General features: G+C 45.4%; 17 protein-coding genes. 15 read left to right on the forward strand and 2 right to left on the reverse strand.

The features are described from left to right. Nucleotides 1–235 precede the first annotated feature (235 nt). The 9 genes from MKZ13_RS09585 to MKZ13_RS09625 all read left to right on the forward strand — a co-directional run bounded on the left by MKZ13_RS09585 (nt 236) and on the right by MKZ13_RS09625 (nt 8,296). Complete coding sequence (locus MKZ13_RS09585; protein WP_017689542.1) at nt 236–697, forward strand: Dps family protein; 462 nt, start codon at nt 236–238, stop codon at nt 695–697. A 126-nt stretch (nt 698–823) separates the two neighbouring features. Then, entirely contained in the window at nt 824–1,399 is a 576-nt protein-coding gene (locus MKZ13_RS09590) for a DUF1802 family protein (RefSeq protein ID WP_017689541.1), read from the forward strand. A 379-nt stretch (nt 1,400–1,778) separates the two neighbouring features. Then, complete coding sequence (sufC, locus tag MKZ13_RS09595; protein ID WP_017689540.1) at nt 1,779–2,561, forward strand: Fe-S cluster assembly ATPase SufC; 783 nt, start codon at nt 1,779–1,781, stop codon at nt 2,559–2,561. 25 nt (nt 2,562–2,586) lie between these two features. After that, nucleotides 2,587–3,891, forward strand: a complete 1,305-nt coding sequence (gene sufD / locus MKZ13_RS09600; RefSeq protein WP_036609929.1) for a Fe-S cluster assembly protein SufD — start codon at nt 2,587–2,589, stop codon at nt 3,889–3,891. Beyond that, a complete protein-coding gene (locus MKZ13_RS09605) occupies nt 3,888–5,108 on the forward strand; it encodes a cysteine desulfurase (protein WP_339183602.1) in 1,221 nt (406 codons plus the stop codon). The genes sufD and MKZ13_RS09605 overlap by 4 nt, the downstream gene beginning before the upstream one ends. After that, complete coding sequence (gene sufU, locus MKZ13_RS09610; RefSeq protein ID WP_017689537.1) at nt 5,098–5,529, forward strand: Fe-S cluster assembly sulfur transfer protein SufU; 432 nt, start codon at nt 5,098–5,100, stop codon at nt 5,527–5,529. The genes MKZ13_RS09605 and sufU overlap by 11 nt, the downstream gene beginning before the upstream one ends. A gap of 20 nt (nt 5,530–5,549) precedes the next feature. Continuing rightward, nucleotides 5,550–6,947, forward strand: a complete 1,398-nt coding sequence (gene sufB, locus MKZ13_RS09615) for a Fe-S cluster assembly protein SufB (protein WP_076209130.1) — start codon at nt 5,550–5,552, stop codon at nt 6,945–6,947. Nucleotides 6,948–7,284: 337 nt separating this feature from the next. Then, nucleotides 7,285–8,004 (forward strand): M23 family metallopeptidase, encoded by a 720-nt coding sequence (locus MKZ13_RS09620; protein WP_339183605.1) that lies wholly within the window; start codon nt 7,285–7,287, stop codon nt 8,002–8,004. 151 nt (nt 8,005–8,155) lie between these two features. After that, nucleotides 8,156–8,296 (forward strand): hypothetical protein, encoded by a 141-nt coding sequence (locus MKZ13_RS09625; protein WP_017689533.1) that lies wholly within the window; start codon nt 8,156–8,158, stop codon nt 8,294–8,296. 160 nt (nt 8,297–8,456) lie between these two features. On the opposite strand, the gene MKZ13_RS09630 is transcribed toward MKZ13_RS09625, so the two are convergent. Beyond that, a complete protein-coding gene (locus tag MKZ13_RS09630; protein WP_221823089.1) occupies nt 8,457–9,506 on the reverse strand; it encodes an HD-GYP domain-containing protein in 1,050 nt (349 codons plus the stop codon). Nucleotides 9,507–9,629: 123 nt separating this feature from the next. Next, entirely contained in the window at nt 9,630–10,376 is a 747-nt protein-coding gene (locus tag MKZ13_RS09635; RefSeq protein ID WP_339183608.1) for a molybdenum cofactor biosynthesis protein MoaE, read from the reverse strand. A 121-nt stretch (nt 10,377–10,497) separates the two neighbouring features. On the opposite strand from MKZ13_RS09635, the gene MKZ13_RS09640 reads away from it, so the two are divergent. The 6 genes from MKZ13_RS09640 to MKZ13_RS09665 all read left to right on the forward strand — a co-directional run bounded on the left by MKZ13_RS09640 (nt 10,498) and on the right by MKZ13_RS09665 (nt 16,651). Beyond that, complete coding sequence (locus MKZ13_RS09640) at nt 10,498–11,928, forward strand: 5'-nucleotidase C-terminal domain-containing protein (protein ID WP_339183610.1); 1,431 nt, start codon at nt 10,498–10,500, stop codon at nt 11,926–11,928. 73 nt (nt 11,929–12,001) lie between these two features. Beyond that, nucleotides 12,002–13,123 carry an HD-GYP domain-containing protein gene (locus MKZ13_RS09645; protein WP_339183612.1) on the forward strand — a complete coding sequence of 374 codons (1,122 nt, stop codon included), beginning with the start codon at nt 12,002–12,004 and terminating at the stop codon, nt 13,121–13,123. A 221-nt stretch (nt 13,124–13,344) separates the two neighbouring features. Then, nucleotides 13,345–14,481, forward strand: coding sequence for a radical SAM/CxCxxxxC motif protein YfkAB (gene yfkAB, locus MKZ13_RS09650; protein ID WP_339183614.1), 1,137 nt, complete (start codon nt 13,345–13,347; stop codon nt 14,479–14,481). 46 nt (nt 14,482–14,527) lie between these two features. After that, nucleotides 14,528–15,880: a hemolysin family protein gene (locus MKZ13_RS09655; protein WP_339183617.1), complete on the forward strand. Its 1,353-nt coding sequence runs from the start codon at nt 14,528–14,530 to the stop codon at nt 15,878–15,880. 266 nt (nt 15,881–16,146) lie between these two features. Next, nucleotides 16,147–16,386, forward strand: coding sequence for a spore coat associated protein CotJA (locus tag MKZ13_RS09660; protein WP_179088483.1), 240 nt, complete (start codon nt 16,147–16,149; stop codon nt 16,384–16,386). After that, entirely contained in the window at nt 16,376–16,651 is a 276-nt protein-coding gene (locus tag MKZ13_RS09665) for a spore coat protein CotJB (protein ID WP_076209123.1), read from the forward strand. The genes MKZ13_RS09660 and MKZ13_RS09665 overlap by 11 nt, the downstream gene beginning before the upstream one ends. The last annotated feature ends 4 nt before the right edge of the window (nt 16,652–16,655 follow it).

Here is a 16,655-nt window from a genome sequence, read left to right on the forward strand (position 1 = left end):
GTATATCGGAAATAACGCGGTTTTTGAACTTTTTTTTGAGACAAGTCAAGTTGATCCTGATTCGAACTTCCGGTTCAAGGGTAAAAACAAATAGGCCGGACGGTTGAGAGAAACACCGTTAACAAGCCTCTCCACTACATGTGGTGACACACTATTAACTCTCTGTTATGCATTGCGGGACAACCTGCTTATCATGACATGACAGACTAATTTTAAATAAAAGGATGGGATTAATATGGCTACAAAAAACAAAACAGATCAAGCAAAATCGGTGGAACAAGTACTTAATCGTCAGGTAGCAAACCTGAACGTATTGTATGTTAAAATCCATAACTATCACTGGTATGTTAAAGGACCTAACTTCTTCACGTTGCATGTGAAATTCGAAGAGTTCTACAACGAAGTTACAGTACAAATGGATGAAATCGCAGAGCGTATCCTTACGCTGAAAGGAAGCCCAGCGGCTACAATGAAAGAGTATCTGGAGCTTTCCTCTATCCAGGAAGCAGCAGGCGGAGAAGATGCAAAAACAATGGTGCAAAACCTGATCGAGGACTTCGCAACACTTTCGAATGAATATCAGGAAGGTATCGAAGTTGCAGATGCAGCTGAAGATCAACCAACATCCGATATGCTGACAGGCTTTAAGGCTGACCTGGAGAAACACATGTGGATGCTTCGCTCTTTCCTTGGTTAATATTACCAAGATTTTGCCTAATACAAGTGGGTCTCTTACGTAAGCTTTCTGAGCTCGGATCTTTGTTGTCAGAAACGCCCTGAGCGTCTATACTGCTGACAAGAACGATAGGGGAGGGAACCGCTTATGTTAGAACCAACGATACCGGCTTTAAAAGAATGGGCTTCTGCAATCAAAGCACTGGAAACGGGTCGCCAAATTATGGTGATGCGCAAAGGTGGAATTGTAGAGGAAACCCGACATTTTGAGCTGAAAAGTCCGGCGTTTTACCTGTATCCGACTTATGAACATCAGCGTAAAGAACTGATTAAGTCCTCGGATCAATCCTATGTTGAAGAATCACTGGCCGAATGGGTGCCCGAAGCTTCGACAATCCGTATTACTGCATATGCCGAAGTAACGCAGGATCTGGAGATACGAGATCAGGAGATGCTGGATCGACTTCTTGACTTTCATATGTGGACAGCGGATTTTGCCGAAGACCGTTTGAAATGGAAACGGAAAGATCCGCTCCATGTATTGATTTTACGTGTGTACCTTTTGAAAGAACCGATGGAAATCCCCGTACTGCCTGAATATAACGGTTGTCGTTCATGGATTTCTATTCCGAATGGTCCGGTGCCGCGCGAAATGACGCCGGTGGTGGACGTTGCGGATTTTGACGAACAGGTACAGAAGATTAACGAGATGCTCAAATTGTAAATAATAACGTTATTTAACGGAGGGACTTGTCCATGATATGGATAAGTCCTTTTTTTAGATTAGTGTACAACAGATGACATAAAAGCTTGAATTGCTGTGATTTTTCTCACTGTACATTTGTGAGTAAGATGTTTTCTAATTTGATTCAATTTGTCTTTTAATATAGAATCAGAAAGAATAATGTTTCCTGCAAGGGACAAACGTTCTTAGGAAATGACTTGATTATCATTGAGAATCAGTTTAGAATTATTCTAAAGTGTTCTTGCTTTGAAAGATTCAAGTACAGGAGAAATTCAGGGGAAGCCCTGTTCAGATATAATAGGCGCTTTTTCTTTTTCGACAACAACATCAATTTAATCAATGGAGGGAAACAATACACATGGCTACGAATTTCGTCATTGAAGGTCTGAAAGCGACGATCGAAGGTAAGGAAATCCTGAAAGGCATCAACCTGGAAATGAAAGGTGGAGAAATCCACGCAATCATGGGACCAAACGGAACAGGTAAATCCACTCTGGCTTCTGCATTGATGGGCCACCCTAAATATGAAGTAACAGACGGTACAATTACACTTGATGGTGAAGATGTATTGGATATGGCAGTAGATGAGCGTGCACGTGCAGGTCTTTTCCTGGCTATGCAATACCCAAGTGAAATTGCAGGTGTTACAAACTCCGACTTCTTGCGTAGTGCAATTAACGCACGTCGTGGCGAAGGTAACGAGATCTCCCTGATCAAGTTCATTCGTCAAATGGAAGGTAAAATGAAAGAACTCGACATGAATCCTGAGTTCGCTCACCGTTACCTGAATGAAGGTTTCTCCGGTGGTGAGAAAAAACGTAACGAGATTCTGCAAATGATGCTGCTTGATCCGAAAATCGTAGTACTTGATGAAATTGACTCCGGTCTGGACATCGATGCTTTGAAAATCGTGGCTGACGGTGTGAACGCTATGAAGAGCGAAGACCGTGGCTTCCTGATCATCACTCACTACCAACGTCTGTTGAACTACATTACGCCTGACTATGTTCACGTAATGATGCAAGGTCGTATCGTGAAATCCGGCGGACCTGAATTGGCTCACCGTCTGGAAGCGGAAGGGTATGACTGGGTAAAGGCAGAGCTGGGAATTACAGACGAAACTGTAGGCCAAGAAGCGTAAAGACAAAACGGAGGAGGATTAATTAATGACTACACAAACAATTCTTCCGGTTGAATCTGAAGCGCTTCGCGCCTTGTCGGAAAGCAACAATGAACCCGGCTGGTTGACCGAACAGCGGCTTGAAGCTTTAAAGCTTGCGAGCGGGCTTGCGCTTCCTAAACTGGAAAAACAAAAAATCGAACGCTGGAATGTCAGCGAGTACGGAACATATAAAACAAGTGAAGCCATTTCTTCTTTGACAGAAGTACCTGCTTCTATCAAAGATCTGGTTCAGGATCAAGCTGAAGGCAGTCTGGTTATCCAACGCAATTCCGGTACGGTATACTCTAAAGTGTCTGCTGATCTGGCAGCAAAAGGAGTTATCTTTACGGATCTGGCTACAGCGGTTCGCGAACATGGCGATCTGGTAAAACAATATCTGAACACAGCGGTGAAAGCCGATGAGCATTCCCTCGCTGCACTGCATGCGGCACTTTGGAATGGCGGGGTCTTCCTGTATGTTCCGAAAAATGTCGAAATCGAAGTACCACTGCAAGCAGTGTTGCTTACGGATGACGCATCTGCAACGTTTGCACCTCACGTGCTTGTGGTTGCAGAAGCAAACAGTTCAGTAACTTATGTTGATAACTATGTATCTGGCGAATTGTCCGCACCTGTTTTCCATAATGGTGTTGTGGAAGTATTCGCAAAATCCGGTGCTAAAGTACGTTTCGCATCGGTTCATCAACTGAGTGTGAATGTAACTGATGTTTCATTCCGTCGTGCAGTATTGGAGAATGATGCTTCCATCGAGTGGATTGTAGGCGAAATGAATAACGGCGATACAGCGAGTAACACGATGACCGTGCTGAAAGGCAATGGATCAAGTTCTGATTCCAAAGTCATCGCTGTAGGTTCCGGTTCGCAGAAAATCAACTACACCACAGAAGCCCGTCACTTCGGCAAGAATACACCAAGTCAGATGATTACACGTGCAGTTATGCGTGAAGAAGCTTCTGCAATCATCAACGGGATCACGAAGATTGAGAAAGGCGCTACCAAAGCCGATGGACAGCAGACAGAGAAAGTGTTGATGCTGAGCCCTAAAGCACGTGGAGACGCCAACCCAATCCTCCTTATTGATGAGGATGATGTAACAGCAGGTCACGCGGCTTCTGTTGGTCAAGTCAATGCCGAGCAGATTCATTACTTGATGTCGCGCGGAATTAACCGTACGGATGCCGAACGCCTGATCATCTATGGCTTCCTGGCTCCGGTGGTGGCGGATATTCCTTTGGAAGCACTGCGCACCCAATTGCAGTCTCTGATTGAGAAGAAGCTGGGACAATGAACCCATCCATTCGCGAGCAGTTCCCGATCCTCCACCAGGAAATTAACGGACACCCGCTCGTATATTTAGATAGTGCTGCAACTTCACAGAAGCCTCATGCTGTGATTGAAGCAGTCAAACATTATTATGAGTATGAGAACTCCAACGTACACCGCGGTGTTCATACCCTTGGAAGCCGTGCAACGGACGCCTACGAAGGCGCACGTGAGAAGGTAGCCAAGTTTATCAATGCCCGCCGTACACAGGAGATTATCTTTACCCGCGGGACAACGACAGCCCTGAATCTGGTGGCTTCATCATATGCCCGCGCCAATTGCAAAGAAGGCGATGAAATTGTTATCACGCAAATGGAGCACCATAGTAATCTGATTCCTTGGCAGCAAGTTGCCAAGGAGACAGGTGCAACATTGAAATACATTCCGCTTCAGCCTGACGGTCATATTGAATTGGCTGATGTCGAGAAGACGATTACGAACAATACTAAAATTGTAGCAATCGCTTATGTATCCAATGTTATGGGTCTGATCCATCCGGTGAAACAAATTGCTGAAATTGCACACCGCAATGGTGCTGTCATCGTTGTTGATGGCGCACAAAGCACACCTCACATGAAGGTGGACGTTCAGGATCTGGACTGTGATTTCTATGCATTATCCGGACATAAAATGTGCGGACCAACCGGAATCGGTGCACTCTACGGCAAAAAGGCGCTGCTGGAGTCCATGGAACCCATTGAGTTCGGTGGTGAAATGATTGATGATGTGGGTCTGTACGAATCCAACTGGAAAGAGCTTCCCTGGAAGTTCGAAGGCGGAACCCCAATTATCGCAGGCGCGGTAGGGTTGGGAGCTGCCATTGATTTTCTGGAGCAGATTGGTATGGATGAGATTGCACATCATGAGAGTGTGCTGGCAGCTTATGCAACAGAACGACTGGCTGAGATCGATGGGTTAACCATCTATGGCCCAGCCAAGCGGCATGTGGGTGTCGTTACCTTTAATCTGGAGGATGTTCATCCGCATGATGTGGCAACTGTGCTGGATGCGAGTGGCGTAGCCATTCGTGCCGGACATCATTGCTGTCAACCGCTAATGCGCTGGCTTGAAGTTAGCTCAACAGCTCGTGCCAGCTTCTATCTATACAATAACGAACAAGATGTAGATCGGCTTGTCAGCGCCTTAATCCAGACAAAGGAGTATTTTGGCGATGCAACTTGATGATCTGTACAGACGTGTTATAATGGACCACTACAAAAACCCGCGTAACCGCGGAACATTTGATAATGACGCTGTCACGGTGAATTTGAACAATCCAACGTGCGGCGACCGGATTTCACTGCAAATTTTGCTGAAAGACGGAATCGTTCAGGAAGCCAAATATACGGGTGAAGGCTGCTCCATCAGCATGTCCTCTGCATCGATGATGACAGAGGCTGTCAAAGGCAAAACGATGGAGCAGGCACTCGATATCGCTAACCGTTTTTCCTCACTGATGAAAGGTGAAGAAGTCGATTTCGACGATTATGAAGATCTCGAAGCCCTATCCGGTGTGAACAAGTTCCCTGCACGCATCAAATGTGCCACTCTGGCCTGGAATGCATTACGCAAAGGGATTGACGAAGAGAACAAAGTACAATAACGATAGGGAGGTAGAGCAAGATGGCTAAAAAAGCACCAGAAATGGAAGAGTACAAATATGGTTTTCGCGACGAGCACAAATCCATCTTTCAAACCGGTAAAGGTCTGACTGCAGAAGTAGTTACCGAGATTTCCAAGATTAAGAATGAACCGGATTGGATGTTGGAATTCCGTTTGAAATCCTTGAAACAATTCGAAAAGATGCCAATGCCAAAATGGGGCGGAGATCTCGACGGATTGGATTTCAATGAAATTCAATATTATGTGCGTGCTTCTGAAAAACAAGGTAAAACATGGGAGGAAGTTCCTTCCGAAATCAAGGAAACCTTTGATAAATTGGGTATCCCTGAAGCAGAGCAAAAGTTCCTTGCAGGTGTATCGGCTCAGTATGAGTCCGAGGTTGTATACCACAACATGCAAAAGGAATTGGAAGACCAAGGTGTAATCTTCATGGATACGGACACGGCTCTCAGAGAGCATCCGGAAATCCTGCGTGAATATTTTGCAACAGTTATTCCGCCAGCAGATAACAAATTTGCTGCATTGAATAGTGCGGTATGGTCCGGAGGAAGCTTCATCTACGTGCCTAAGGGCGTTAAATGTGAAGTGCCTCTGCAAGCCTACTTCCGGATCAACTCCGAGAATATGGGACAATTCGAGCGTACACTCATCATTGCCGACGAAGATAGCTTCGTTCACTATGTAGAGGGCTGTACAGCTCCAATCTACAGCACGAACTCACTGCATAGTGCGGTCGTTGAGATCATCTGTAAGAAAAATGCCCGTGTTCGTTACACAACGATCCAAAACTGGGCACCAAACATCTACAACCTCGTTACGAAACGTGCGGTTGCAGAAGAAAATGCAACGATGGAATGGGTCGATGGTAACATCGGTTCCAAACTGACGATGAAATATCCAGCGGTTGTATTGAAAGGCCGTGGAGCTAAAGGTTCCGTACTCTCCATCGCTGTAGCTGGTAAAAACCAGCATCAGGATGCAGGTGCGAAAATGATCCACTTGGCTCCAGATACAACATCTACGATTGTATCCAAGTCCATCAGTAAACATGGTGGTAAAGTAACGTACCGTGGTTTGGCTTCCTTTGGACGTCAAGCTGAGGGCGCGAAATCCAACATCAAGTGTGATACACTCATTCTCGATAATGAGTCCACATCGGATACAATTCCTTACAATGAAATAATGAATGATAACATCATGCTGGAGCATGAAGCTACAGTATCCAAAGTGTCTGAGGATCAGCTCTTCTACCTGATGAGCCGCGGTCTGACTGATGCGGAAGCAACACAGATGATTATCATGGGCTTCATTGAGCCATTCACGAAGGAATTGCCAATGGAATACGCCGTTGAGATGAATAGATTGATCAAATTCGAAATGGAAGGCTCCATTGGTTAATCCAATGCAGCGCTCTTCGAAGCCGTGAAGCAGAACGATGTTGCTGCTATTAAGCTTCAGATCCATTTCACGGAATCACAAAATCATTGAAGAAAGGTCGAGGGATATTCCTTCGACCTTTTTTTAAATTTCTTATGTAGTGATGAACTTGGCGTTTTTCAATTACATAGCTATTATATTTATAGTAGTGTTTTGAACCGCTTGGAATATACGTTGGAGAGACCATAAGGTTTCCATAATGATATTCTGAGCGGTATTTTTGTGGAATAAAATAAGACCAATAGCACAAGCCATTTCATAGATTTAAGCATTTAATGATAGAAAAGGATGTGAGTGTATGAGCGTAAACCCTTTCGAGGGCTATCGGATTACAAGTTCATTCGGCTATCGAATTCATCCTATTCATGGTGGACAGACATTTCACCGCGGAATCGATCTCGTGACAGAGCCCTGGAATGGCCCCGTCTATGCCTTTATGGAAGGTAGGGTACGTTTTGCTTCCGAAGGAGTTACAGGCTCCGGATTCGGCGGTTACGGGCTTACAGTTGCCCTTCAGGATCATCGTGGCTACTTGCATTGTTATGCGCACCTTTCACGTATTGCTGTAAGCGTTGGACAGCAGGTGAAGCGAGGCCAGCTTGTCGGTAATCAGGGGAGCACAGGTCAGAGTACTGGTCCGCATGTACATTATGAGATTCGTAAAACAAGTGCACCATCTTATGGGTATACAGCCAGCGAAGAGGGTGTGACGGAACCGGGTGCGTATCTACAGGCCGAATACGGAACTGGATCTCAGGAACAGGAGGCTCCGCCGATGACCACTGAGCAGAAGAAAATGTTTGAAGCCATGCAGAAAACGCTGGAGATTCAAGGGGGATGGATTCAGCAACAGGAGCAACTTTCCAATATGGATTGTCCCGCATGGGCGCAGCAAGCGTTTGATTATTATCGACCGTTTATTATGAACGACAAAGGCAGTTATGAATTTTGGAGATTACTTGTTATCATGTACCGCAAGGAAAAAGGCATCCAGGTTCATTCGGATTCCGACATATAAATCCCTGCAAAGAAACAGGGAGTAGTAAAAGGCTGATCCACTCAGGTAGATGCAGACAGACAACCATTTATCGAATGTTGCCTGTTCGCCCGGTTCATTCCACCGGAAACGTCATATGTTAGGGTATACCTGATGAAGAGGAGGCAATCACATGAGCGAAGTAGGATATGGCTGTGGTGGCAACGTAGGCGGAGTAGGCGGCGTTGGCGGATACAATATGTTCACAAACACTGGTGCAATCTTGGTACTGTTCATTCTGTTGGTTATCATCACAAAAGCATTCTGCGTGTAATCCAACATGATTGAATCGGAATAGACAAAAGGGAAGCCGTAATCGGCTTCCCTTTTGTCATATGACAACCTATGAGTTGGTTATTCAAGCTACTTCCTGTTTGTTGCTTCGTATCCATCCTGTGTGCTGAGTACAATGAACAGATAGGCTTGTTACACCACTACTGTACATAAATTTCAACGATAGCAATATCTCTTTCTTTCGCTAAATCGATAAAGGCTGTAGAGGTCTGAACGAGTGGTCGGAAATAATCCGCAGGATTATTCATGACAATGAGTCCCGTCTGACCCGTGGTGAGCAGAACCCTTTTACCGATAAAATTAGGTAGCATATGCTTGATCAGTTCCTGCGTTGCTTCACCGTTTAACTGACCAAAGCTGAGGCTGTACAGCTCACACAGAACAGAGATCAGTTCCTGTTTGGTCTGGTACACCCGATTGGTCGTCATGGCGCTGTAAACGTCTGCTACAGCAGTTATACGGGCATATGGGTGGATCTCGTCTCCTCGCAGTCCATGAGGATAACCACTTCCATCCTCGCGCTCATGATGCTGAAGTGCAACCATTGCCAGAATTTCATCCTGCGTGGATTCTTTAATGATATCGTACCCATAGAATGTGTGTTTCTTCATTTCGTCAAATTCTTCCGTGGTCAATTTACCAGGTTTATGTAAAATCTCAGAAGGAATCTTGGACTTGCCGATATCATGAAGATATCCTGCTTTGGCTACCGTTAGACATTCCTCGGGGTTGTAACCCATCCAGCCGGCGATATAAAAAGCGAGCATTCCGACTTGCAATGAATGGTTGTACGTATAATCGCTTTCCCCGTCCAGCATAAGCAACAAGGAGACAACATCTTTTTGTTTTTCCAACTGTTCTGTTAGGGTAAACAAAATCTCATCGACCTGTGTCTCATCAATAAAACCCTTCTCCATCGCTTGTTGAAATAGAGATTCAGTACCTTTGATCGTATCGTTAAACAAGTTAGTTAACAGACGGGTCTGATCGGAAGGTAAGGTTTGTGCATCAGAGTGTAGGTCGGATGGTGTGTGTTCTACATCTGCGTACTCGATTCCATGTTGCAACAGTTTGGATAGGTCATCTTCACTGAGGGTGGAACCTTTCATCAGCATGTGGAGACCCGAACTGTTGTATACATCATTTTTTAACAGGTCACCCGGTTTAAGATCAGTAACATGCACTCTCACGTATAAACCACCTTTTCTCGACTAATATCGACACATATAATTATAATAACAAGAAAAAAATGGGTTGACAACGACTTATTTACTATTAACCCACTCAATCTAAAAGGTGTAAAGGCTCATTATTTAGTTCTCCATGGGGTTCCATGGTCCTAATTGATGTCCCTTCCATTCAGATCCATCTTCCCAAATTTCCTTTTTCCAGATGGGAACGGTCTGTTTGAGTCTCTCTATGGCGTAACGGCTTGCATCATAACAGTCGTTGCGATGAGGCGAGGAAACGGCAATGACTACACTAATCTCTGCCACATCCACTTTGCCAATTCGGTGACTGATTGCACATAACACACCAGGCCAGCGATCGGAGATTTCCACACCAATGGCAGCCATCTGAGAAAGAGCCATCGGCACATAGGCTTCGTATTCAAGATGAACGGTGCGCTGTTCACCAGTCATTTCACGAGTCGTGCCTACAAAAGTAAGAGCTGCCCCGTGATTCGGGGTAATCACTAGCGCCGTTGTTGCTTCCACGGACAAGGTGGACTCTGTGATCAGAAATAAGCCATCTTCAGTCCGATGTTCTGGAACGGTAGAGCGAAGCTTTTCATCGGATATATCCGTACCATCACCTCCAGAGACGGGAGGGATTAACGCAAGTTCATCTTCTGAGCTAAGTATAGTATCGGCAGGAGCGTACTGCTGGTTAACTGCCAAAAAAGATGTCCTTATCTGAGAAGCTGCCTCTGGGTAGGCCAGACTCAGTTTTTCTTTTAAATCGGCAGCGGTTGGAAGGTCTCCAATGTACTCAAACTCCAGAAGGGATGTATTTAAACGTTCTGCAATGCCTGCAAATAGTTGAATTGTCAATTTCATGGATATGACTCACCTCTTTTTTGATCTCTAAACCCTTTAAATATATCATAACGACGCGGAAAATGTTATGCTTATCCATTAGAAGAATGAACGTTTATTGAAGAGCAGGGGAGGCGGTGTGATGAGCACCAGGGAGAAGCAAACGTTAACGATTCTGCACACCAATGACATCCATAGCCACTTCGGCTCCATAAGCACCATCGCCGCTATGATTAATGAAGAACGTGACCAAGGTGGCAACTTTCTAGTACTGGATATTGGCGATCATATGGACCGGATGGCCGTTGACACAGAAGGAACACTGGGTACGGCTAATGTTGATGTTATTAACCTGACGGGCTACGATGCCATTACAATCGGTAACAACGAAGGTCTAACCTTTACGCCAGATCAGCTCTCGCAGTCCTACGCTGGACTTCTGTGTCCTGTGGTATGCGGCAATGTTGTGGAGCAAGATACTGGACTTGCACCAGTGTGGATGAAACCTTCTCTGATTGTGGAGAAAGGTCCATTTCGCGTTGGTCTGCTGGGGGCAACGGCCCCTTTTACCACGTTTTACGAACTGCTCGGGTGGGATGTTCTGGACCCTGTGGAATCATTAAAAGTTCAAGTGGAAGCATTACGTAATGAAGTGGATGTGGTGGTTATTCTTTCACATCTGGGACTTTCGACAGATCGGAGACTGGCGGAGCAGATTACTGGAATTGATGTTATTCTCGGTGGGCATACCCATCATGTTCTCGAAGAGCCATTAGTCATTGGTCAGACCGTGCTGGGCGGGGCTGGAAAATTTGGCCAATGGCTTGGGAAAGTGGTTCTGGAACGAACAAATGTGGGAGAACCTCTCCAACTGGTAAGTAGCGGTTGTATGGCTGCCAAGAGTATGTTACTGGATGATCAGGTTGCGCTGGCAATCGCTGCGAATCGTACGGAAGCCGAAAGAACACTCAATCAGACGGCAGTGATAACGGATCGGGTGCTGCCTATCACGTATGATCGGGAATCCCCGTTTGCAACATTGCTTGCACAAGCTGTCCGTCATTTCACGGGGGCACAGCTGTCTCTGGTGAATGCAGGTCAGCTTCTCGGAGAGCTTCCACAAGGGAATATTACAAAAGGAATGTTGCATTCCCTATGTCCATCTCCTATAAATGCTTGTACAATATGCTTGAGTGGAAGTCATATTCGTGAAGCACTTGAGCAGTCCTTGTTGGACGAGTTTTCAGGTAAGCCCATTGTGGGATTTGGTTTTCGTGGTCATATTCTAGGCACGTTATGTATGGACGGAATGGAAGTTCAATACAATCCACATGCGCCAGCCTATGAGAAGATCCAGACCATATACATCAATGGGGAGCCTATGGACGAACAATGTGAGTATATCGTTGGGACACTGGACATGTTTACGTTCAATGTGGGGTATCCTCCTCTTGCTCATGGAACCCGTACGCTCTATCATCTTCCGGAATTCATACGCGATTTGCTAGAAACGGAAATAAAACGACCAGGGGCTCTGGACGACAGCCTGCGAGCCCGCTGGCATCAAAGCTAAATTTAAAGTACTTGCCTTCTGCTGAAGCGGCGGCTAGTGGTAATTACATCTACGGAGCGGGAGAGGATAGGCTGTGCGTTTAGTACATATAAACTTATTGCAGCCTGGCATGAAGCTGGGGAAACGTATTTATAGTGAAGAAGGCCTTGTATTACTTAGTGAGGATGTAGAGCTGAACAGTCGATTGATTGGACGCCTTAAGGATCTCGGGGTCGGTTATGTGTATATTAAAGATGCTGCGACAGAGGACATCATCGTTCCTGAAATGTTGCAGGAAGAGACCCGAAGGAAGGCACTGGTCGAGATCAAACAGCAATTTCAGAGTATGTCAGGATTGAAAACCAAAAATCGGATTCCTCATTTCGGTAAAGCGCTTAGTGGTGTGATGAATGCGATTCTGGAAGACATCGGCAGTCAAAAGGAAGCCATGATTATGCTGATGGACATGAACTCCAGCGATTTTGACCTGTATAACCATTCTCTGAATGTATGTGTGTACACGCTGGTTCTTGGTGTCGCTTCGGGTTACACACGCCAGCAGTTAATGGAGATTGGTCTGGGCGCTTTGTTGCATGATATCGGCAAAACACAGATTACACCAGAAATTTTGCATAAACCCTCCAGATTGAGTGATGAGGAATTCAAAATCATTCAGCAGCACACTACATATGGACACCGTATTCTCAAAGATGAACCAGGTATACCGCTTCTATCCGCGCATTGTGCATTGCAGCACCATGAACGAATTGATGGAAGTGGATATCCCTTTGGTTTGAAAGACAAGGAAATTCATGAATATGCCAAATGGATTGCGCTTGCTGATTCGTATGATGCCATGACAACGAATCGGGTGTACAAGCAAGCCTTGCTGCCGCATCAGGCAGTAGAGGTGTTGTATACAGGTTCAGGAACCCTCTATGAACAACGGATGCTGGAGAAGTTCAGGGATTGCGTCGCGATATACCCAGTAGGTATTTCAGTCAAGCTCAGTACGGGAGAGGTCGGGGTAGTTGCATCAATTCATTCACGTGTTCCTCAACGTCCACTTATCCGTGTTCTAAAAGATGCGAACGGCCAGACTTTATCTTCGCCTTATGAAATTAACTTGTCTACAGCACTGTCTGTGATGATCACAGGTGTAGAGGGTGTGGAAGATACACCATCAGTGGCTCAAAGTGAACAGGTGGAAAGCTGAACTACTTGAAAGTTGATTAGCGCTCATGTCGCAATATCCGGGCCGTTTCGTAATTCGGTCCAGAGTTGCCTGAGCGTTTTTTTGTCATGTAATGGACAGGGTCTACGTATGCCGAAGCATTCAAAATTGTGCTATGATAAAAGATAACTCCAAAAAGAGAAACACAAGGTATGATGTAAATAAAACTTTTTAGGTTAATAAAAGGAATAAGGTGAAGAACAATGACCATGCTAAACTCAGGATCGGTACAACCGATGCCTTTATCGCCAACGAATGATCCGTGGGATCCGATCGGTTCTCTGCGTACATATGGACGCCATGTGCTGACCAGTGTAGAAATGACCGTGACACATCTGTGCAATATGAGGTGTGAGCATTGTGCCGTGGGAGATATGCTTACGATGCGTGAGGCGCCGGCTCTTCCGCTCCCTCTGATGCTGAAACGATTGGATGAAGTGGAGCATCTGCAGACGATTAGTCTGACGGGTGGCGAGCCAAGCTTTAGCCAGAAAACAGTGGATGAGATGATTATCCCGCTGCTCAAATATGCCAAGGAACGTGGAATTCGTTCCCAGATCAATTCGAATTTAACGCTGGATATCAGCCGGTATGAGCAAATTTTACCTTATCTGGACGTTATGCATATCTCATTCAACTATCTGAATGCTGACGATTTCCATCAAGTTGGATTTGCGAATAGTGGCAGACCTGTGAAACGTGAAGTAGCGGTGAAAATGTATGAGAAAATGATTGAAAATTCACGCAAACTGAGTGAAGCAGGCATGTTTATCTCTGCGGAATCGATGATTAATTTCCGTACGCACGACAAGCTGGATGGTATTCACCAATTGATTCGTGAGATGGGCTGTGTCCGTCATGAAGTGCATCCGATGTATAATTCGAACTTTGCTTCGTCACTGCCTGTGTTATCACTGGATCATATGAGAGCAGCGATTCATCGTTTGCTTGATGTGCGTGACAAAGATATGTGGATGTTATTCGGGACCCTGCCATTCTTCGCGTGCAGTGCAGCAGAGCAGGATCGGGAACTGATCAACCGTTTATACAGCGAACCAAATGTGACGGTACGTAACGATCCGGACGGACGTAACCGCGTTAACGTCAACATGTTCACGGGTAATGTGTATGTGACGGATTTTGCGGATATCCCGGCGTTTGGAAACATTCGTGATCGGAAACTGGATGATGTGTTCCATGAATGGTCAGCTGAACATCCGTTGAATCAAACGGTCAATTGCCATTGCGATATTGCATCCTGTTGCGGACCAAACCTGCTAGTGGCAGATATGTATTACAAGGGTGTGGATTTCAAATCGAGAAAGGCAATCACACGTTGATATTCCAGGTGTATTCCTGAAATAGATAGAAAAGGGGAGTTTCAACTTGGATATTCATACTGAATTTCATCTTGGACAGCTGGTATTTAATCTGGTCTGTGTCTTTTTGCTCGTATTTTTGAATGGCGTATTTGTTGCAGCAGAATTTTCCCTTGTGAAAGTAAGGCAGACACGCTTAACTCAATTGCAGAGTGAAGGAAACCGTTTGGCTGGTTATGCACTGAAGGTGAATAGTAAACTGGATTCCTATCTATCGGCAACTCAGTTCGGGATTACATTAACATCACTTGGACTCGGGTGGCTGGGAGAACCAGCCATCTCTGAATTGCTCGTTGAGCCTCTCATGTTTAAGCTCGGTGTAGGAGATACAGGGCTTATTTCGACCGTGTCGGTCATTATCGGTTTCTGTATCATTACGTTTCTGCATATTGTGTTGGGTGAGCTTGCGCCTAAATCGTTGGCAATTCAAAAAACAGACGGAGTGGCATTGTTCTTATCTGCACCCTTGCTGTTGTTCTACAAAATCTTCTTCCCGTTCATCTGGGTACTGAATGTATCGGCCAATGCATTGCTGCGTTTGGCAGGTATCGAACCTGCCAGTGAAGGAGAAGCTCACTCGGAAGATGAACTTCGAATTCTGATGAAGCAGAGTGCCAAAAGTGGTGTCATCGATAAAGATGAGATCAAACTGATGGACAACATCTTTGATTTCTCCGATATGCTGGCACGTGAAGTGATGCTGCCACGTACAGACATGGATTGTCTGTACACGCATATGTCTTTGGAAGAGAATCTGGAGATCATTAATGCAACCAAACATTCCCGGTATCCTGTTGCAGTAGAAGACAAGGATGAGATCATCGGATTCATACACATCACTGATCTGTTGCTGGCTAAACCGGAGCAACAACATGATCTGGCTTCACTTGTTCGTCCAATCTTAAACGTTCCTGAATCTATGGAAATCAGCCATGTGCTGCGTCTGATGCAGAAGAAACATTCTCAGATGACGCTGGTTGTGGATGAATATGGCGGCACAGCTGGATTGCTGACTGCGGAAGAAATTCTGGAAGAGATCGTTGGAGATTTGTATGACGAATTTGAGGATGAGCGTCCACATATGGAACGCAGTGGTGATTCGTTTTCCATTGATGGTCGTTCGCTTATTGAAGAAGTTCATAAGTGGACCGGAGCCATCATTGAGGATGAAGAAGTGGATACCATTGGCGGATGGCTGTTTAAAGAGCTTGGAGGTAGTCCAGCCAAGGGCAAAACTCGGGAGCTGAATGGATACGTCTTTGAAGTGGAGGAGTCCACTCGTTTGCGAATTACCCGGGTTCGAGTGTACAAACAATCTGTTCCTCAAGACATGAATTCGGAAGAAAAACCAGTAGAATAGATTTTGTAGTAATCTGAAGATGAGTGAGATGAGCAAGTGTGAACATGTTACTCATTTACGAAATACAGACCTTTGGAAGTGCCGTAAGAGGTGCTTCCAAAGGTCTTTTTTGATTGAGAGTGAAGTTGGCATGAGAAATTCCTTTATGAAGTTTGGATAAATGGGGATTAACCTGTAGAACTGAAACATATACATGTAGAGACGGGAAGCAATGGTTTGAATGGTATGGGGAATGCACGTAAACATCGTTGAAGGAGGCGTTTCGAGTGAAGGATCCACAGCTTCGAGCCTATGCTCCTTTTGTGGGGCCGTTTGATCCTTGCAAACCGATGGAAATCCGCACGTATCTTGTTCCACCGCAGTTGTTTATACCTTTCCAGCCCATGGGTTGGCCGCAATACAGTCCGGCAGAAGCGTTAAGACTGGGAACATTATGGCCTGCATTATATAGCCCTTACACATCCAAGAAATCAAAGGAGAGGAAGGTGGAGGCAGATGGAACCTGAAGCACCGAAAGCCTGTGATGCAAAATACTACGAGTTGCTGGAAGAACTTCAGGCGCTGGACTTCGTGTTAGTGGAACTGAATCTGTACCTGGATACCCATCCAGGTGACTTCCAAAGCATTGAGCAGTACAACAAGTTCAGCCAGGAGCGAATGCGGGTAGCTCATGAGTTTCAACAGCTGTATGGACCGCTGATGAATTTTGGTCACGCCTTCTCGAAATATCCGTGGGAGTGGTCCCAGACACCATGGCCTTGGCAGGTATAAACGT

Origin of the sequence: Paenibacillus sp. FSL R5-0701, assembly GCF_037973995.1 — a bacterium.
Classification (GTDB): domain Bacteria; phylum Bacillota; class Bacilli; order Paenibacillales; family Paenibacillaceae; genus Paenibacillus.